This is a genomic window from Streptomyces flavotricini (genome assembly GCF_020639365.1).
Classification (GTDB): Bacteria; Actinomycetota; Actinomycetes; order Streptomycetales; family Streptomycetaceae; genus Streptomyces; species Streptomyces flavotricini.
The window spans coordinates 3,355,281-3,374,169 of the sequence record NZ_JAINUL010000001.1; the positions used below are offsets into that span (position 1 = coordinate 3,355,281).

An 18,889-nucleotide genomic window follows, 5' to 3' on the forward strand; every position below is an offset into this window, starting at 1 on the left:
CGGGCGGTCGGCGGGCCGAAGACGAAGCGGCCCGTCACGCACATCCTCCTACGAAGCCACGCCGCTCCGGCAAAGCGGCTTGCCGGTAAGGGAGTTGGCGGGGATGCTGTGCCGTACATCAGAACATGGGGGGAGTCGCGATGGCCAAGAGTGTGGTGACCGACGTGGTCGTCAGCCGAAGGGTGCTCTGGATCGGCGCGGAGGCGTACCCGCTGAACAACATCGCCCGGGCGACCACGGTCAAGGTCGATCCCCCGCGCAGACAGGCGATCGCGCGCTTCGTGAAGTCCTTCGTGACGGTGGTCGTCCTCGCGTTCATCGCCCTCGTCGTGCTCCCGAACGGGTACCAGGACGCGGCGGCCGTCGTCGCGCTCGTGGCGATCGCCCTCCTCGTGGTGCAACTGGGCGGCGTCATCCTGGACAAGACGTACTACGCGCTGGTGATCGAGACCGCGGGCACGCCGAACACCGCGCTCGTCACCAACGACCTGGCACTCGTCCACGACCTCGTCCGCGTGATCATGGAGGCCATCGACAACCCGCAGGCCAGCTTCCACCAGCAGGTCACGAACTACATCGGCCAGGTCGGCGACAACTTCAAGGTGTTCGGCAGCGGCAACGTCGGGAAGGTGGGGAATTGAGCGGCAACGAGGACTTCCGGATCGGGCAGGTCGGCGACAACTTCCAGGTTTTCGGAACGAACAACATCGGCAAGATCGGCACGCAGAACAATGCGCCGCAGGACCCGCAGGCGGCCCTCCAGGATCTGATCGGCCTCATCGAGGTGCTGCGGGGACGGGTCCAGGAGGACGACCGGGCGGTCCTGGACGCATCCCTCGACACCCTGACCGAGGACGGCGTGGAGCGCGGCGCGTTCCGCCGGGCCCTGGGGAGCGTCTCCGGGGTCGCCCAACTGGTCGGCGAGATCGGCCTCCCGGTGGCCGAGGCGGTCCGCCGGGTGATGGCGCTCTTCGGCACATAGGCGCCGAGGGCCTCCGGGCCGGCCGGGCGCAGGTGCCGCACCCTCAAGGGCAGTGGCCCGGCCGGGCGTAGACGGCGATCCGGGCACCCCGGACCTCGTCCGTCGAGCACAGGTCGAAGTGCGAGGCCAGCGTCTGGCGTTTGACCGCCTCGCGGGGGTACGGGTCCAGCGGCTGGTCCGCCGGGTCCGTCAGGGCCACCACCCGGGGGGCGTCCACCAGGCGGCTCCAGATCTGCGCCGTCGGGAGCTCCGTGCCCTGGAGGCTGTGCGAAGCGGCCGGGGTGCGGTCCAGGGCCAGGTCGCGCAGGCTCCCGTACAGCTCGGGCGAGGACAGCAGCCACTCGCGCCGCCGTGCGGGCATGAACAGCACGGCGTCGCCCGGCCGGGCCCGTTCCCGTACGGCGGCGGCCACCGCGAGCACGTCGTCCTTGCGGCTCTCGGGCGTGCGCAGCCACACCGACCACCACCCGAACGGCACCAGCAGGGCGCCCACCAGCAGCCACGGCCACCACCCCCGGGCCACCGCCAGCCGGGCCCCGGCGAGCAGGGAGAGCCCGGCCAGTGCGTAGAGCACGTACCGGTCCACGTACCAGGGGTGGGCGAGGGAGACCGCCATGAGCAGGCCCGGCGGGATCAGCGCCAGCGGCAGGGCGACCCGGACCAGCGCCCGCGGTACGGCCGGGCTCCGCGCGAGCAGCAGGGCGGCCGCCGCGACCACCCCGTAGGCCGCCCAGTCCCGCCCACTCGGTCTGCCGAGCCAGCCCAGCTGCTGCTCCGCCTGCCGGGCGCTCACCGCGGCCAGCGGCAGCAGCAGGGCCACCACCGCGGCGGCGCTCCACCGCCATCCCCGCGAGCGCCAGGCGCCGACCCCGTGCGCGAGGAGGGCCAGTACGGCGAACTCGTGCAGCCAGCAGCCCGCCAGCAGGACCACGGAGTACGCGACCCACCGCCCGCGCAGCATCAGGTACGTCGCCCACACCACGGCCGCCGCGACGAGGGCGTACGAGCGCCCCTCCTGCCCGTACGTCTGCACGGGCGGCAGCACGGCGTAGGCCGCCCCGGACCACAGCGCGGCCCGCTCCCCCGCCAGCCGGTGCGCGACGGCGGCCACCCCGGCGGCCGCGAGGGCCGTGGCGGCGACCGACGGCAGGCGCAGCGCCCACAGGCCTCCCGCGCCCGGCCCGCCGCCCGGCCCGGCTCCCCCGCCGTCCCAGACGGCGAACACCGCGTGCATCAGCAGGTAGTACAGCCCGTGCACGGCGTCGACCTGCCCGAGCAGCTCCCAGATCCCGCCGAGCGGCCGGTGCGCCACCTGCCAGGTGACGGACTCGTCGCGCCACATGCTGCCGCGGCCGTCCGCGCCGGCGCGCTCCAGGCCCCAGAGGCCGAGGAGGACGGCGAGCAGCGGCGGCAGCCAGCGCCAGGCGGCGGTGCGGCGGATGTCGTCCTCCTGGTGCTTTCCGTGCGGGTGGTGGCGACTCCATACTCGGGGGTCGGCCCGAAAACCTCCGGGGGTGGGGTGTGCGCGCGTTCCGAGCGGTGGCGGCGGTGCTGCTGAGTGCGGTGGTCCTGGCGGGGTGCGGTTCGGGGGGCGGCGGGTCGGACGAGCCGTCCGCGAAGCCCCCGCCGGGCGGCAGCGGGGGGCCCACCACGTCGGCCTCCCCTTCGGGCGCGCCCTCTCCCGGTCCCGCGTCGCCGAGCACGACCGGCGCACCGCCGGGGAAGCCGACGGGCGCCCCGAGCGCCTCGTCCGTGCCCGTCTCCCCCGGGCCCTCCTCGGCGCTGGAGCGCCTGGTCACGGTCACCCGCAGCGGCGGCTACGCCGGGAAGTCGTCCACCCTGCTGGTCAAGGGCGACGGCTCGTGGACCCGGCTGGACCGGCAGATGCGCCCGGCCGGCACCGGCAAGCTGCCCGAGGACCGGCGGGCGAAGCTGCGCACGGCGCTCGCGCAGGCGGACCTCGCGCGCCTGCCGAGGTTCCCGACGGGCGGCCCGGCAGTGTTCGACGGGTTCGTCTACACCTTCGTGCACGGCGGCTACGAGGTCACCGTGGCCCAGGAGTCCCTGACCCCGGCCCTGCGCGCCGTCCTGGCCGAGCTCCCCGCGTTCGAGGAGGGCTAGGTGTATTGACCCGCAGCGTTGTTGATTCGGCTGATGGGCGGGTGTCCGCCGAGTGCCGTGTGGCAGCGGTGGTGGTTGTAGGTGTGGAGGAAGTCTGCCAGGGCTTTGGTCCGCTCGTCGTTGGAGGTGTAGGGCCTCAGATAGGCCCACTCGTCGAGCAGGGTGCGGTTGAAACGTTCGACCTTGCCGTTGGTCTGCGGCCGGTAGGGCCGGGTTCGTTTGTGGGTGATCCCGGCCCTGGCCAGGGTCTGGGTGAACAGCTTCGACCTGTAGCAGGAGCCGTTGTCGGTCAGGACCCGTTCAACGGTGATCGCGTGGTCGGCGAAGAAGGAGTTCGCCCGCTCCCAGAAGCCGGCGGCGGTCTCCTTGCGTTCGTCGGTCAGGACCTCGCTGTAGGCCAGGCGGGAGTGGTCGTCGACCGCGGAATGGACGTAGGAGGTGTGGAGCCTAGACACCTCCACCACACCGGAGGTCTCCGCCATGATCAAGACCCAGCACCGTTAACAACGCTCGTGGTCAATACAGCTAGGCCTGCCTGTCCGCCAGGCCCGTGCCCGCCGTCGAGATCCCGCGCAGCGGGCGGCGGCGCTGATCGCGGACTACGGCGCCGAGGACTCAGCGCTGCTGGACGTGGCCTTCGGCCGGGCCGCGGCGGAGGGGAGGCTGCCCTTCGAGCTGCCGCGGTCGATGGCGGCGGTGGAGGCCTCGCGGCCGGACGTGCCGAACGACACCGTCGACCCTGTGTTCCCGTACGGGCACGGGCTGTCCCTGTAGGGGGTCGACAAAAGTGTCCTCCCATGCGCGCGGTGGTTGACGATCACCGCGCACCGGGTGGCCGTGCCGTGGGGGGACGGCCACCCGGCATCACCGCCCATATCCGCATTCCCGCCATAATCGGAACCTTCGGTTCCGCCCTTTTCCCTGTCTGAACCCCGCATAGCCGCAGGCCGGTGCCTCCTCTACGCTGCACCCCTACCACGCGGATCTTCAGGGGCGGGAAATGGAACAGACACACACCACCCACGGCGGTGCCGCGGCAACCCCCGGCGCTCAGCGGCGCGTGCTCGTGGTCGAGGACGACCGTACGATCGCCGACGCCATCGCGGCCCGGCTGCGCGCCGAGGGTTTCCAGGTGCAGGCCGCGTTCGACGGACCGGCCGCCGTGGCGGCGGCCGAGAGCTGGCAGCCCGAGCTGCTGGTGCTCGACGTGATGCTGCCCGGCTTCGACGGCCTGGAGGTCTGCCGCCGGGTCCAGGCCCAGCGGCCGGTGCCGGTGCTCATGCTCACCGCGCGGGACGACGAGACCGACATGCTGGTCGGGCTCGGGGTCGGCGCGGACGACTACATGACGAAGCCGTTCTCGATGCGCGAGCTCGCGGCGCGGGTCCACGTCCTGCTGCGGCGAGTGGAGCGGGCCACCCTGGCCGCCACCGCCCCGCGCGGGGCCACCCTGCGCCTGGGCGACCTCGAGATCGACCACGCGCAGCGCCGGGTCCGGGTCCAGGCCGAGGACGTGCACCTGACGCCGACCGAGTTCGACCTGCTGGTCTGCCTGGCCGGGACCCCGCGGGCGGTCCTCTCGCGGGAGCAGCTGCTCGCCGAGGTCTGGGACTGGGCCGACGCGTCCGGGACCCGTACGGTCGACAGCCACATCAAGGCCCTGCGCCGCAAGATCGGGGCGGAGCGGATCCGTACGGTCCACGGCGTCGGGTACGCCCTGGAGACCCCGGCGCAGGCGTGAGCATCGGGCGCCCCGGCGGGCTGCGGCCGTTCTCGCCGTTCTCGATCAAGACCAAGCTGGGCACGCTCGTCGTGGTCTCGGTCTTCATCACCACGGGCCTGCTGATGGTGGCGGTGCGCACGAGCACCGAGTTCCGGTTCATCACGGTGTTCTCGGTGATCGCCTCCATGCTGATCACGCAGTTCGTGGCGCACAGCCTGACCGCGCCGCTGGACGAGATGACCACGGTGGCCCGGGCGATATCCGACGGCGACTACACGCGCCGGGTGCGCGGGGCCGGGCGCCGCGACGAGCTGGGCGACCTGGCGTCCACGATCAACCTGATGGCGGACGACCTGGAGGCGGTGGACCGGCACCGCAAGGAGCTGGTCGCCAACGTCTCGCACGAGCTGCGCACGCCGATCGCGGCGCTGCGGGCGGTGCTGGAGAACGTGGTCGACGGGGTCTCGGCGGCCGACCCCGAGACCATGCGCACGATGCTGAAGCAGACCGAGCGCCTGGGCCGGCTCGTGGAGACCCTGCTGGACCTGTCCCGGGTGGACAACGGGGTGGTGCCGCTGAAGGCGCGCCGCTTCGAGGTGTGGCCGTACCTGTCGGGGGTCCTGAAGGAATCGGGCCTCGCGGCGGCCGGGCGGCCGGGCCTGTCCTCCGGCTCGGGCGGGCACACCCGCAACGACGTACACCTGCACCTGGACGTGTTCCCGCCCGGGCTCACGGCGTACGCGGACGCCGAGCGCCTGCACCAGGTGGTGGCGAACCTGATCGACAACGCGGTCAAGCACAGCCCGCCGCACGGCCGGGTCACGGTCCGGGCCCGGGAGGGCGAAGCACCCGGGAGCCTGGCACTGGAGGTACGGGACGAGGGCCCGGGCATCCCGGAGGCCGAGCGGCACCGGGTCTTCGAGCGGTTCAACCGGGGCGGCGCGAACGGCGGCGACGGGGGCACCGGACTGGGGCTGGCGATCGCCCGCTGGGCCGTCGGCCTGCACGGGGGGCATATCGGGGTGGCCGAATCGTCACGCGGCTGCCGCATCCTCGTCACGCTTCCGGGCAGCTCCAAGGCGTCACATTGACGTAGGGTTCGAGTGCGTAGGACATGATCTCGGCCACACGTGCCCGGGGTCCGTCAGGGGTGCGAAGCCATGGGGGCCGCAACCACGCTGCCCCCTACCCGAACCAGGCTGGTTTCCCGCCATTCAGAGCGGCGAAACCCGCCGTTCGGTGTGACCTACATGACGTATCTCCCGCCCGGTCTGCATCCACCGGCCAGGGAGGCGTAGCCTTTATTCCCGCTGTCCATACCTTGTGAAGCGGAAGAGGGCGGTTGCCGCCGTGTCGCCACAGTCCCCCAGTAACCCGAGCACCACGACCGAAGCAGCAGAGGGCGGGAAGACCCCTGCCTCAGGCTTCGGTGCCAACGAGTGGCTCGTCGACGAGATCTATCAGCAGTACCTCCAGGACCCGAATTCGGTCGACCGGGCCTGGTGGGACTTCTTCGCCGACTACAAGCCGGGGGGCGCTGCGTCTCCGGTGAAGCCGGATGAGCCCAGGAAGTCCCCGACGACGGACGGCGCCTCCGCACAGGCCGCCGCCGCTGTCGCCCCGCAGGTCTCCGACGCCGCCGCCACGGGGGCGGCGAGCGCCGCGCCGACTCCTGCCGCCGCGCCCACGCCTGTGTCAGCTCCTGCCCCTGCTCCTGCCACCCCCTCTGGTGCCCCTGCTGTGACTGTCACCTCCCAGGCCCAGGCCGCCGCACCGGCCGCCGCAGCCCCTCAGGCCCCGGCTCCGGCCGCCGCCCCCGTCGCCGCCCAGAAGGCCGCGCCCGCCGCCGAGGCCCCCGCGGGCCCCGAGCTGGTGACGCTCCGCGGCCCGGCGGCCGCCGTGGCCAAGAACATGAACGCCTCCCTCGACGTCCCGACGGCCACGTCCGTCCGCGCCGTCCCGGTGAAGCTGCTGTTCGACAACCGCATCGTCATCAACAACCACCTGAAGCGCGCCCGGGGCGGGAAGATCTCCTTCACGCACCTGATCGGCTACGCGATGGTGCAGGCCATCAAGGCCATGCCGTCGATGAACTACTCCTTCGCGGAGAAGGACGGCAAGCCCACCCTGGTCAAGCCGGAGCACGTGAACTTCGGCCTCGCGATCGACCTGGTGAAGCCGAACGGCGACCGCCAGCTCGTCGTCGCCGGCATCAAGAAGGCCGAGACCCTCAACTTCTTCGAGTTCTGGCAGGCGTACGAGGACATCGTCCGCCGCGCCCGCGTCGGCAAGCTGACGATGGACGACTTCACCGGCGTCACCGTCTCGCTGACCAACCCCGGCGGCCTGGGCACCGTCCACTCCGTGCCCCGCCTGATGCCCGGACAGTCGGTCATCATGGGCGTCGGCTCCATGGACTACCCCGCCGAGTTCCAGGGCACCTCGCAGGACACCCTGAACAAGCTGGGCATCTCCAAGGTCATGACCCTGACCTCGACCTACGACCACCGGGTCATCCAGGGCGCGGCCTCCGGCGAGTTCCTGCGCATCGTCGCGAACATGCTGCTCGGCGAGAGCGGCTTCTACGACGACGTGTTCGAGGCGCTGCGCATCCCGTACGAGCCCGTCCGCTGGCTCCGGGACATCGACGCCTCGCACGACGACGACGTCACGAAGGCCGCCCGCGTCTTCGAGCTGATCCACTCCTACCGGGTCCGCGGCCACGTCATGGCCGACACCGACCCGCTGGAGTACAAGCAGCGCAAGCACCCCGACCTCGACATCACCGAGCACGGCCTCACCCTGTGGGACCTGGAGCGCGAGTTCGCGGTCGGCGGCTTCTCCGGCAAGTCGATGATGAAGCTCCGCGACATCCTCGGCGTCCTGCGCGACTCGTACTGCCGCACCACCGGCGTCGAGTTCATGCACATCCAGGACCCGAAGCAGCGCCGCTGGATCCAGGACCGCATCGAGCGCCCGCACTCCAAGCCGGAGCGCGAGGAGCAGCTGCGCATCCTGCGCCGCCTGAACGCGGCGGAGGCCTTCGAGACCTTCCTGCAGACGAAGTACGTCGGCCAGAAGCGCTTCTCGCTGGAGGGCGGCGAGTCCGTCATCCCGCTGCTCGACGCCGTCATCGACTCGGCCGCCGAGGCCCGCCTCGACGAGGTCGCGATCGGCATGGCCCACCGCGGCCGCCTGAACGTGCTCGCGAACATCGTCGGCAAGTCGTACGCGCAGATCTTCCGCGAGTTCGAGGGCAACCTCGACCCGAAGTCCATGCACGGCTCCGGTGACGTCAAGTACCACCTGGGCGCCGAGGGCACCTTCACGGGCCTGGACGGGGAGCAGATCAAGGTCTCGCTCGTCGCCAACCCCTCGCACCTGGAGGCCGTGGACCCGGTCCTGGAGGGCGTCGTCCGCGCCAAGCAGGACGTCATCAACAAGGGCGGCACGGACTTCACCGTCCTGCCCGTCGCCCTGCACGGTGACGCGGCCTTCGCCGGCCAGGGTGTCGTCGCCGAGACCCTGAACATGTCGCAGCTGCGCGGCTACCGCACCGGCGGCACCGTCCACGTCGTGATCAACAACCAGGTCGGCTTCACCGCCGCCCCGGAGTCCTCGCGTTCCTCGATGTACGCGACCGACGTGGCCCGCATGATCGAGGCGCCGATCTTCCACGTGAACGGCGACGACCCGGAGGCCGTGGTCCGCATCGCGCGGCTCGCCTTCGAGTTCCGCCAGGCGTTCAACAAGGACGTCGTGATCGACCTCATCTGCTACCGCCGCCGCGGTCACAACGAGTCGGACAACCCGGCGTTCACGCAGCCGCTGATGTACGACCTGATCGACAAGAAGCGCTCGGTGCGCAAGCTGTACACCGAGTCCCTCATCGGTCGCGGTGACATCACGCTGGAAGAGGCGGAGCAGGCGCTCCAGGACTTCCAGGGCCAGCTGGAGAAGGTCTTCGCGGAGGTCCGCGAGGCCGCCACGCAGCCCGCCGGCGCCCCGGTGCCGCCCGCGCAGACCGCGCAGGAGTTCCCGGTCGCGGTGAACACCGCCATCTCGCAGGACGTCGTCAAGCGGATCGCCGAGTCCCAGGTCAACATCCCGGACCACGTCACCGTGCACCCGCGTCTGCTGCCGCAGCTGCAGCGCCGTGCCGCGATGATCGACGACGGCACCATCGACTGGGGCATGGGCGAGACCCTCGCCTTCGGCTCGCTGCTGATGGAGGGCACCCCGGTCCGCCTGTCCGGCCAGGACTCCCGCCGCGGTACGTTCGGCCAGCGCCACGCGGTCCTCATCGACCGGGAGACCGGCGAGGACTACACCCCGCTGCAGTACCTCTCGGACGAGCAGGCCCGCTACAACGTCTACGACTCGCTGCTCTCCGAGTACGCGGCCATGGGCTTCGAGTACGGCTACTCGCTGGCCCGCCCGGACGCGCTGGTCCTCTGGGAGGCCCAGTTCGGTGACTTCGTCAACGGCGCGCAGACCGTCGTCGACGAGTTCATCTCCTCGGCGGAGCAGAAGTGGGGCCAGACCAGCGGCGTCACCCTGCTCCTCCCGCACGGCTACGAGGGCCAGGGCCCGGACCACTCGTCCGCCCGCCCGGAGCGCTTCCTCCAGATGTGCGCGCAGGACAACATGACGGTCGCGATGCCGACCCTGCCGTCGAACTACTTCCACCTGCTGCGCTGGCAGGTCCACAACCCGCACCACAAGCCGCTCATCGTCTTCACCCCGAAGTCGATGCTGCGCCTGAAGGCGGCGGCGTCGAAGGCGGAAGAGTTCACGAACGGTTCGTTCCGTCCGGTCATCGGCGACACCACGGTGGACCCGAACGCGGTCCGCAAGGTCGTCTTCTGCGCGGGCAAGGTCTACTACGACCTGGAGGCCGAGCGGGAGAAGCGCGGCATCACGGACACCGCGATCATCCGCATCGAGCGGCTGTACCCGCTGGCGGGTGCCGAGATCCAGGCGGAGATCGCCAAGTTCCCGAACGCGGCGAAGTACATCTGGGCGCAGGAAGAGCCGGCGAACCAGGGTGCGTGGCCGTTCATCGCGCTCAACCTGATCGACCACCTCGACCTGGCGGTCGGCGCGGACGTCCCGGCGGGCGAGCGCCTGCGGCGCATCTCGCGCCCGCACGGCTCCTCCCCCGCGGTGGGCTCGGCGAAGCGCCACCAGGCGGAGCAGCAGCTCCTGCTGAACGAGGTCTTCGAGGCGTAAGCCTCACCGCACGGCCCGAAGGCCCGGCACCCCGATGGGGTGCCGGGCCTTCCGGTCGTCCGGGGTACGGGGCTTCGCTCGCTCGGGGCCTTCACCCCCCTCTCCCACCACCGGACCCGGCGTTCGCCCACCCGCCCCCACGGGCGAGCCTGGGGCTTCGAGGTTTGGCACCTCATCACCCTGAACCAGGGGGGTTTGGGGGTTTCCCGTCAGTCCCATAGTCCTTCTGGTGCGGGCCGGTCCCTCAAGGGCGCTCGCTGCGTTCGCGTCGCTCCGCGATGGCCTACGGCCACCCCTGACCGCCCGCCCCACCCCGGAAAGACAAGGACTGCCGGGAACCCCCCAAAGAACGGCACGGGTCAGAAGGAGCCGCACGGGCAGACCAGGCAGCGACTGTCGCGTTCCCCGGGACGACGTCCGGCCAAGGCCCGCCACCGTGGCTGGACAAGGTCGGTGACGGCTCTACCCACACCAAACAGCGACCAGGAGCCGTGCGGGAGCCGCCGATCGCCTCACATCGCCGCGCGCTCCTCGACGCCGGCGTCCGGCGGCCGTCCGGGGCTGAGCACAGGCCGCCACAGACCGCTACGCGGCTGAGGCGCCCTGGCGGCGACCAGCCCGCCATGGGCTGCGCGTTCAGCGGCGGGCCCGGAGCTCGGGGTGATGTCGCATGATCAGCACGTTCATGTCGCTGACGCGCGAGCGGTCACGCTCCACCTGGGCCTGGAATGTGGGCGGCACACTCGGAGCAGGAATCCGGGGGCACGGGCAACCGCGGGAACAGCTCGGCGGCCTCCATCAGACGGCCTCGATGTTGGCCACGGCCGTGGAGATCTCCCGCCCGGACGGACCCCGGACGTACGCCAGCTTCACCCAGTGCTCACGGACCGGTGTGTCGGAGACGTCCTCCCGGACCACGGCCATCAGCTCGCCCTCGATGCCGGAGGCGATGTCGCGGACCCGCTTGCGGAGCAGCGAATGCGGAACGTCTTCGAAGGGGCGGGGTACTGCTTCATGCATCACGGGGTCTCACTCCCTACGCCGTCAGCGGGTGTCGAGCCGGCCTCCCGCGCTACGCTGAGCGCCGCTGGTGACCACAGCCACGAGCCTAGGTTTCGGGTCGATCCGCTCGAAGTGATCGCCAGTACGGGTTGCTTGGTCGCGCGCCGAGGCAGAGGGAGCGTCATGGGCGCAAATCCGACTTCCACCCTGACTGCCAGTCAGGGAAGCCGTGCGCGACGCCGCGGCGGCATAGTGTCCGGCTACGTCTTCCGCGTCATTCGTGAGCAGCTCGGCCACACCCAAGAGACCCTCGCCGAGGCGTTCGCGGTCTCAGCGGACACCGTCGCCGGCTGGGAGACCGGCCGCCGCCCGCTTACCTCACTCACCGTCGGCCAGATGCTCGTACACCGGCACCGCCTCATGCGGATGGGTGCCACCCCCGCCCTGCTCCTCGCCCTGGAGAAGGCTCTGGAGGCTGACGTCCTACTGGCCGGCGCACTGGACGACGAGGGCACGCCGGGCGACAGCCCGCTCGGCGCGTGGGTCATGCAACGCGATCTGGTCGAGGTGCTGGCCTGGCCGCTGAACGGCGTCACCCCAGAACCCATGCGGGCCCTCCAGCCGCAGTCACGCCCCCGCCGCGGTCCGACCGCCGGCCGGCCCGAGCTCACCTGGGACGAGCGCCGCCGGTTCTTCGGCCACATGCGGCGCATGGCCGAGGAAGCCCGAGCCGGAAGTCAGTTCCTCCTCCGACGCCAGGCCCTCTACCTCGCGGGCTACGACGACGCGGCCGACACCTCCGACTGGCTCATCCAGCAACGTAAGACCGGGCGACCGTCCGACTGGCTCACCCAGTGGCTCACCTCCCGCTCGGTTGCCGCAGTAGCCGCCCGCCAGGGCGACCTGGACCGGATGGCGCACTTCATCTCCACCGCGCTGGACGATGACGCGGGCGAGGCAGCCAACCTGAGCTACTGGGCCTATTGGATCGGGGAATCCGGGCACCCCGAGTTGTCCGACGACTTCATCGCCGCTCCCGGCACGATGGCCTGGCACGGCCGCCGGCTGCTCCAACACCTCGTCGGCGGGCTCGTCCCGCAACACGGCTTCTTCGACCTCAACGTGCATACGCTGTGGGCCCTCCTCGCGGTCCGCCCGGGACTCCTCCGTACAAGCTCGGAAGCAGGCTGCGCGCTGCGGGCGCAGCTGCCCGTGCTGTTGGATGGCCCTACGGTCTCGACGCGTGCGCGCCGAGAGCTGGAAGGCATCCGGTACGCGATTCGCCTCGCCGAGGCATGAGAAGGAGACACAGTGGCTGACGACCTGTCCGCGGTGGCGCGCTTCCTCTACGAGGCCGGCACGCTCAAGCACACCCGCCGAACGGGCTGGTGGATGGCCGGCGTCAACGACCCCGAGAGCGTCGCCGAGCACTCGTGGCGCACCTCGCTCATCGCGTCGGTGATCGCGAAGCTGGAGGGCGCCGACCCCGCGCGTGCCGCGTTCCTGGCCGTCTGGCACGACACCCAGGAGACCCGTACCGGGGACGTCAACCACCTCGGGAAGAAGTACGCGCCGGCTGGCGACCCGCAGGCCGTGACGGCCGACCAGACAGCGGGCATGCCCGACGTACTCGCGTCGGCGATTCGCGAGCTGGTCGCCGAGTACGAGGCGAAAGACTCACCCGAGGCGGTCTGCGCCCGCGACGCGGACAAGCTGGAGTGCATGCTCCAGGGCATCGAGTACAAGGCCCAGGGCTACGCGAACGCACAGCGGTGGATCGACAACAGCCGGGCCCGGATCGCGACCGAGACGGGGCAGCGGCTGGCCGACGAACTGCTCTCACAGGGACCGCTGGACTGGCTGCGCAACGCCCTCGGCGAGAAGGCCTGAGGCCCTGCAGTCGACGAGAACAGTCCAATGACCAACCGCTCAGCCCCGGACGGCCGTCGGACGCCAAGCATGAGGAGCACGTAACGATCTGCTGCGCGCCTGACTCCGATGGGCTGCTGACCACTGTTTCGTGCGGGTAGACCCGCCACCGACTCGGAACATGCTTACGCATTGGCCCGGGCGGAATGTTGCCTGATGCCCGCGCCACAACCCTGCCCGGCCGGGCCGGGGTGGTGGGCCTTGGCCGGACGCTGCCCCGGGAACGTGGCAGCCGGTCCCTGATCTGCCTGCTCCTTGCTCTCTGACCCCTACCTCTGGAGGGTCGGCGGCGGTTCGACCCGCACGAAACAGCGACCAACAGCCCACCGGACAGGGGCGCAGTAGATCGCTACGCACCTCTCGCGGACAGCGTCCGGCGGCCGTCCGGGGCTGGGCACAGGCCGCGACGGATCGCTACGCGGCTGAGGTGTCCTGGCGGCGATCAGCCCGCCACGAGCAGCCGGCCCGGGGGTCTGCTCCTCGTTGGCCATCGAGATCCTTTCGCGGGCCAAGACGTGAGCGGCGCACTCGGCGCAGGGGTCCGGGGGGCACCGGCAGCCGGGTGAACAGGTCGGCAGGTTCCAGCACGCAGCCTCGATGTTGGCCACGGCCTCTTCCTCGAAGGGGCGGGGTACCGCTTCATGCATCACGGGGGCTCCCGGAAGCCCCTGGCCATGTGCCCCGGGCAGGGATCTGCCCCGGGTCCGGGCCCCCGCTCCGGCCAGGCCGGGGCGGCCGATGATCTTACCGATTTCTGACGCCCCCTTTCGGAACGCTCTCAAGTCCCCTGCTGCCTCTAGCGTGTTCATACATCCCCGAGTTCGACCGGTCGGCGCAAGCTGCACCCGATTCCGGTTCAGCTCCGGGGAAGTACGGAATTTCCGAGCTCCACCGATGCGCCTGTCACGCAATCACAGGCCAGTCCATTCACATATCGCAGCATGGAATTGCCACAACAGGAGGAAACATGTCTCGAACCGTAAAGCGGAGCACCAGGCTGGCAACGGTCGCCGGAATGGTGGCGGCCGTCGGCGCGGGAATGCTCGTGACCGCACCCGCGAGCCAGGCGGCACCGGTCGCGGCCTTCCGCCTCAGCAACTTCTCGGCGACCATCGCGAACATCTGCGTCCACACGGACGTCGCGACGAAGTGCTCGGGAAACATAGCGGCAGGAAAGAGCGAGGTTTACAAGGTGGAGTACAAGGGGGCTGGCAACTGGTACTGCACTGCGACCGCGAAGGGACTGACCGGCACCGCCAGCACTCCCTATTTCAGCCGGGCCAACGTCAAGGAGTGCGCGGAGGTCGGCAACATTTTCGGCGCCAGCATCCAGCTCAAGTGACCACCACCGGTGGCTCCGAACATCGCCTCCGCCTCATATCACGGCTGAGCGATCCGGAGGACTCCGGCGCCGTCTTCACATCCGGCGACGGTTGAAGGTCCCACCGCCGCCCGGTCTCATGGCAGGTGCCACTACGAGCCGCGAGACCGGACGCCGAACGCCGCGCGGGCGTACCGCGTCCGCCGCCGTCTACGGCTGGGGCTCGAAGTCCCAGTACGGGCGGTTCTGTTGGCGGGCCGAGACCGTGTGGACGTGTTGGGGCCCCAGGGTGCGGGTCAGGGCCTTGAGGCCCGCGTCCTCGTGCTTCTGGGCCTCCGTGTCCTCGCGGACCGAGCGGAGGTCCGCCGCCAGGGCGATCTGGGCGCTCAGGGTCATCGGGTGGTCCGGGCCCAGGATCCGTTCGCAGCCCCGCAGGGTTTCCCGGCTCAGGGACACCGCGTCCTCGAAGTGTCCCGTGATGTTGCGGTGGCCCGTGGCGTTCAGGGCGCAGCCCAGGGTCCACGGGTGGCGGTCCCCGACCGCGCCGCGCATGCCGACCAGGGCCTGTTCCGCCAGGTTGAGGGCCTCGACCCGTTCGCCCTGGGCGCGCAGGACGAGGCCGAGGTTGCCCACCGTGCCGATGCTGTACGGGTGGGCCAGGCCCAGCTGCGTCTGGTAGCCCCGTACGACCTCCTCCGAGATCCGGCGGGCCTCGCCGATGTCCCCGTACTCCCGCAGGTACGTTGCGTAGTCCGAGGCCACCATCAGGGTCCAGGGGAACTCCGCGCCGAACACCCGGGTCGAGCGCTCCAGGACGCTGCGCAGCCGGGCCCCTGCGCCCGGGATGTCCCCGGAGCGGCGCAGGCACATGCCGAGGTTGTGTTCGGCGCGCAGGGTCTGGGGGTGGTTGAGGCCCAGGACCTGGGTGTTGAGTTTGAGTCCCTGTTCCTGGCGGGCGAGGGCTTCCCGGTAGCGGCCCATCAGGCGCAGTCCCATCGCGCAGCCGATGCCGGAGGACAGGGTCGCGATGTGCCGCACGCGCAGCACCCGTTCGCGGCGGCGCAGGGTGTCGAGGTCGGCGTCGTAGGCCTCCTGGTAGCGGCCCAGCAGCCGCAGCGCGACGGCTACGTTGTTCTCGGCGTTCAGGGTCGTGGAGTCGTCCTCGCCGAGCAGCTCGCGGTAGCGGGCGAAGGCGTGCTCCAGCAGCTCGCGCGCCTGGTCGAACTTGGCCGTGCTCAGCAGCACCCCGGCGTACGTGCTCGTGGCGCGCAGGGTCTCCAGGTCCCGGTCGCCCCGCTCGGCCAGCAGCCGGTCGGCGACCGATCTGGCCAGGGTCTCGGCGCGCTTGAAGTGCCCGAGCATCCGCAGGGCGCCGCCGTAGTGGTAGCTGAGCTCGCGGACCTGGTCGTGGTCGTCGCCGAGCATCGCGCGCCACACCGCGTCGGTCCGCTCGGCGAGCCGCAGACAGGTGCGGTACTCCCCGGCGAGGATCAGATAGCGCAGGCAGTGCAACAGGAAGGTCTGGATCCGCGGGTTGCTGCTGGTCAGGACGCCGGAGCTCTCCAGGTGCGGGATCAGCTCGGCGTACCGCGGCCACAGCCGGGAGTCGGAGGGGCGGCCCGGGTCGGCGGCCGCGAGGACCTGCCGGACGGCGCGCGAGAGGGGTTCGGCCTCCTCCTCGGAGAGGTCGCCCCGGACGATCCCGTGCACCATGCGGTGCAGTTGCACGGTCTCCAGCCCGCCCCCGCCCTCCTCCACCGCCAGGTCGGAGTATTCGAGGCGGACGACGGAGAACTGGACGAGCTTGTTGAGGGCGGCGTTCCAGCGGATCTGGTCGTTGATCAGCCCGGCGAGCTGCTCGGGCACGTCGTCGGCGGGGAACTCGCGCAGCAGCCGCAGCGGCACCGGCCCGGGCGCGAAGAACACGAACAGCCGCAGCAGGGAGAGCGCGTCGGGGAAGTTCTCCCGGACGTTGTTCAGCAGTATCGCCAGCGCCGTCGGGAAGGGCACCGGGTAGTCGTCGGAGACGGTGACGGCCTCCCGCGAGTCCAGTCTGCGCCGGAGCAGCGCCAGGTAGTCGCCGACGGTCAGCGGGGAGTCGGCGAGCCAGCCGGCGGTCTGGTCGAGGGCGAGGGGGTAGTCCTCCAGGGCCTCGGCGAGCTGGTCGGCCTCCTCGCCGGTGAGCCGGCGGGCCCGGCGGCGGATGAAGGTGATCGACTCGGGCCGCGCGTACAGCGGGACTTCGAGGAGGCTGGTGTGGCGGGAGGCCCATTCGCGGTTGCGGGAGGTGATGATCACGTCTCCCGCGCCCGAGGGCAGCAGGTCGGTCAGGTCGTCGGGGTTGTCGCAGCCGTCGAAGACCACCAGCCAGCGGCTGTACGGGGATCCGCGGCGCAGCGCCTCCAGGACGGCCCGGATCTGCTCGCCGTAGCTGCCGGCGCCGCGCGGCAGGCCCATCGCCGGGGCCAGGTCGGCGAGCCGCTCGCGCAGCGTGGGCCGGTCCTCGGCGGGGACCCACCACACGACGTCGTACTCGGAGGCGAAGCGGTAGGCGTACTCCGTGGCGACCTGCGTCTTGCCCACCCCCGACAGCCCGAGCAGGGTGACGGTCGAGGCGCCGGGCGGGGCGTCGGCGAGGGAGGCGCGCAGTCGGCCGATGACGTCGTTGCGGCCGGTGAAGCGCGGGTTGCGGCGCGGGACCCGGCCCCAGATCTCGGGCGGATCGTTGGGGAAGCGGGGTCCGCGGCGGCCGGTCTCGGCGCCGATCCGGTCGGTGGGCAGCTCCAGCCGGCGCAGCACCCGGTACTCCGCCTCGTACGCGTCCAGGCCCCACAGGTCGGTCTTCTCCAGTACGGCCACGGCGCTGGGCAGCGGCGCGTCGGTGAGGCAGACGGCCGCGAACCGGTCGGGGTGGCTGTCGGTGACGGTGCGCAGGGCGGTGTTCCACTCCTCGTCGGTGTGGGCGGCGGCCGAGAAGTAGCGCTCGCTGAGGATGAGCAGGACCCGGCTGCCGCTGCGGGCCAGGTCGTCGAGTGCCGGGGTGAGGCCGGGGGTGGACTGCGGGTCCCACCGCGCGAGGGCGACGCGGTGGCCGTGCTCCTCCAGGCGGTGGGCGATCCACACGGCCCAGGGCCGGTTGAACCCGGCGAAGCTGATGACGAAGCGCTGCGGCTGCGCGGCTCCGTCGCGGTCTCGGTCCTGGCGAAGTCCGGTGGTCATGCGGCCGTCTCCCTGGCATCCGGGCGGTGGACGGGCTTGAAAGGTACCGCAGCGGACGGTCCGTCAGCCCTCTGCGAACGGGGCGAGTTCGGGGTGCTGCGCGCACCAGTCGCGGCGCTCCCGGTCGACGGCGCGGCGGGCCACGGCGTGCTGGTCGCCGGGGGGTGGCAGGTCGTCCATGGCCCGTTCCGCGACGGCCATGGCGGCGGTGAACTCCTTCCCCGCGGTGGTGAGTTGGGGATGCCGGTGGAGTGCGGGGAGGACGGCGGCGACCTGGGCGCGGATCCGGGCGTGCTGGGCCCAGGCGCCGCGGGCGCCGTAGAGGGCGGCGCGCTGCCAGTAGCCGGCCAGGGCCAGGTGGGCGTACGCACCGTGCAGGAGCCCCTCCAGCGGGCGGGGGTCGGCGCGCCAGGGGGCCCAGTGCCGGGGGGTGCGGTCGGCGGTGTGCAGGGTCAGGACGTCGGCGAGGGCGGTGAGCTTGCCGTGCTGGACCTCGTGGACGAGGGTGGCGGCCAGCGCGGGCGGGGCCTGCGTACGGGCGAGGACGGACCCGGCGGCCGCGGGCAGGGTGGCACCGCTGGAGCGGGAGCCGCCGCCCAGCGGGACGACGGAGCGCAGCAGCAGGCCGATCTCCTCGGCGCGGGCGGTGTCGTACCGGTCGAGCAAGGTGAGCGCCCCCGACCACTGGGTGTCCCAGCGCTTGTGGCCCTTGGGGGTGAGTCGGCGGGCGGGGCGGACGGGCCCCGGCTGGGCGGGCCCGGGGGCCCGGTACGGGTCGAGGTCGTCGAGGGCGGTGCGGCCGCCGGGCAGGGAGTGCAGGACGAGGGCGGCGGGGTCCTCGGGGTCCCAGCAGCGCTCGGTGAGGGCGAGCGGGCCGGGCCGGGCGGGGCGCAGCAGTCCGAGGGTGGGCAGCACGAGCCGGCCGTGGACGGGCCGGAGCGTGGCCTTGAAGGCGATTCCGGAGCGCAGGGCCGCGGCGGCGGCGAGGGCCCCGAGGTGGCCCAGGTCGGCCGGAGGCCCGTACGGGGCGTACAGCCGGCGCAGGGTCTCCTCGGCCCACACCCCGGTGGCCGGGTAGTGCAGTACGTCGCGGACGGCGTCGGGATCGTGCCGTTCGGCCTCCTCCAGCAGGGCCCAGTGGTCGGCGGCCTCCCCGGCCCGGCCGCCGGGGGCGGCGTCGAGGACCCCGCGCAGCAGGACGAGCCGCTTGGAGCGGCGGATGTCGCGCACCAGGCGGGTGCCGTCGGCGGAGGGCTCGGTGGAGGCGAGGGCGCCCAGGGTGGCCGAGGTGACGGTGAACCCGGTCAGGGGGGCGCTCACGAGGCGGCCGTCCGCCGGGGCGCCCGGCCGGCGGGCGGCG

14 protein-coding genes and 1 pseudogene are annotated in these 18,889 nt (G+C 71.7%); 10 read left to right on the plus strand and 5 right to left on the minus strand.

The features are described 5' to 3' along the window. The first annotated feature begins 140 nt into the window (after positions 1 to 140). Positions 141 to 641 carry a DUF6232 family protein gene (locus K7B10_RS14905; protein ID WP_229336529.1) on the plus strand — a complete coding sequence of 167 codons (501 nt, stop codon included), beginning with the start codon at positions 141 to 143 and terminating at the stop codon, positions 639 to 641. Next, on the plus strand, positions 638 to 982 hold the full coding sequence (locus K7B10_RS14910) for a hypothetical protein (RefSeq protein WP_229336530.1): 345 nt from the start codon (positions 638 to 640) through the stop codon (positions 980 to 982). Before K7B10_RS14905 ends, K7B10_RS14910 begins: the two co-directional genes overlap by 4 nt. 43 nt (positions 983 to 1,025) lie before the next feature. On the opposite strand, the gene K7B10_RS14915 is transcribed toward K7B10_RS14910, so the two are convergent. Beyond that, a complete protein-coding gene (locus tag K7B10_RS14915) occupies positions 1,026 to 2,324 on the minus strand; it encodes a glycosyltransferase family protein (RefSeq protein ID WP_229336531.1) in 1,299 nt (432 codons plus the stop codon). Between the two features lie 410 nt (positions 2,325 to 2,734). On the opposite strand from K7B10_RS14915, the gene K7B10_RS14920 reads away from it, so the two are divergent. Further along, positions 2,735 to 3,103 (plus strand): protealysin inhibitor emfourin, encoded by a 369-nt coding sequence (locus K7B10_RS14920; protein WP_229336532.1) that lies wholly within the window; start codon positions 2,735 to 2,737, stop codon positions 3,101 to 3,103. Here the strand turns inward: K7B10_RS14920 and K7B10_RS14925 are convergent. Further along, positions 3,100 to 3,537 (minus strand): annotated as a pseudogene (locus tag K7B10_RS14925) (integrase core domain-containing protein); the annotation flags it as partial. The gene K7B10_RS14920 and the pseudogene K7B10_RS14925 sit on opposite strands and share 4 nt — an antisense overlap. A gap of 196 nt (positions 3,538 to 3,733) precedes the next feature. Between K7B10_RS14925 and K7B10_RS14930 the strand changes: the two are divergent. From K7B10_RS14930 to K7B10_RS14945, 4 genes are all read left to right on the plus strand, one after another. Next, positions 3,734 to 3,877: a hypothetical protein gene (locus tag K7B10_RS14930; RefSeq protein WP_372481413.1), complete on the plus strand. Its 144-nt coding sequence runs from the start codon at positions 3,734 to 3,736 to the stop codon at positions 3,875 to 3,877. A 226-nt stretch (positions 3,878 to 4,103) separates the two neighbouring features. Beyond that, positions 4,104 to 4,844, plus strand: coding sequence for a response regulator transcription factor (locus K7B10_RS14935; protein ID WP_030153642.1), 741 nt, complete (start codon positions 4,104 to 4,106; stop codon positions 4,842 to 4,844). Beyond that, entirely contained in the window at positions 4,841 to 5,917 is a 1,077-nt protein-coding gene (locus K7B10_RS14940; protein WP_504967663.1) for a HAMP domain-containing sensor histidine kinase, read from the plus strand. Before K7B10_RS14935 ends, K7B10_RS14940 begins: the two co-directional genes overlap by 4 nt. 259 nt (positions 5,918 to 6,176) lie before the next feature. After that, on the plus strand, positions 6,177 to 10,058 hold the full coding sequence (locus K7B10_RS14945) for a multifunctional oxoglutarate decarboxylase/oxoglutarate dehydrogenase thiamine pyrophosphate-binding subunit/dihydrolipoyllysine-residue succinyltransferase subunit (RefSeq protein WP_229336533.1): 3,882 nt from the start codon (positions 6,177 to 6,179) through the stop codon (positions 10,056 to 10,058). Positions 10,059 to 10,856: 798 nt separating this feature from the next. Here the strand turns inward: K7B10_RS14945 and K7B10_RS14950 are convergent. Continuing rightward, positions 10,857 to 11,078 (minus strand): hypothetical protein, encoded by a 222-nt coding sequence (locus tag K7B10_RS14950; protein ID WP_229336534.1) that lies wholly within the window; start codon positions 11,076 to 11,078, stop codon positions 10,857 to 10,859. Positions 11,079 to 11,243: 165 nt separating this feature from the next. Here K7B10_RS14950 and K7B10_RS14955 point away from each other — a divergent pair, with 165 nt between their 5' ends. The 3 genes from K7B10_RS14955 (at position 11,244) to K7B10_RS14965 (ending at position 14,331) form a co-directional block, all read left to right on the plus strand. Further along, positions 11,244 to 12,359, plus strand: a complete 1,116-nt coding sequence (locus K7B10_RS14955; protein WP_229336535.1) for a helix-turn-helix domain-containing protein — start codon at positions 11,244 to 11,246, stop codon at positions 12,357 to 12,359. 12 nt (positions 12,360 to 12,371) lie between these two features. After that, positions 12,372 to 12,950 (plus strand): HD domain-containing protein, encoded by a 579-nt coding sequence (locus tag K7B10_RS14960; protein ID WP_229336536.1) that lies wholly within the window; start codon positions 12,372 to 12,374, stop codon positions 12,948 to 12,950. 1,006 nt (positions 12,951 to 13,956) lie between these two features. Beyond that, positions 13,957 to 14,331 (plus strand): hypothetical protein, encoded by a 375-nt coding sequence (locus K7B10_RS14965; protein ID WP_229336537.1) that lies wholly within the window; start codon positions 13,957 to 13,959, stop codon positions 14,329 to 14,331. 189 nt (positions 14,332 to 14,520) lie between these two features. Here the strand turns inward: K7B10_RS14965 and fxsT are convergent, their stop codons facing one another. Together fxsT and K7B10_RS14975 are read right to left on the minus strand one after the other, a co-directional pair. Continuing rightward, complete coding sequence (gene fxsT, locus K7B10_RS14970) at positions 14,521 to 17,529, minus strand: FxSxx-COOH system tetratricopeptide repeat protein (protein ID WP_229336538.1); 3,009 nt, start codon at positions 17,527 to 17,529, stop codon at positions 14,521 to 14,523. A 63-nt stretch (positions 17,530 to 17,592) separates the two neighbouring features. Beyond that, positions 17,593 to 18,849, minus strand: a complete 1,257-nt coding sequence (locus tag K7B10_RS14975; RefSeq protein ID WP_229345068.1) for an HEXXH motif domain-containing protein — start codon at positions 18,847 to 18,849, stop codon at positions 17,593 to 17,595. Positions 18,850 to 18,889 lie beyond the last annotated feature (40 nt).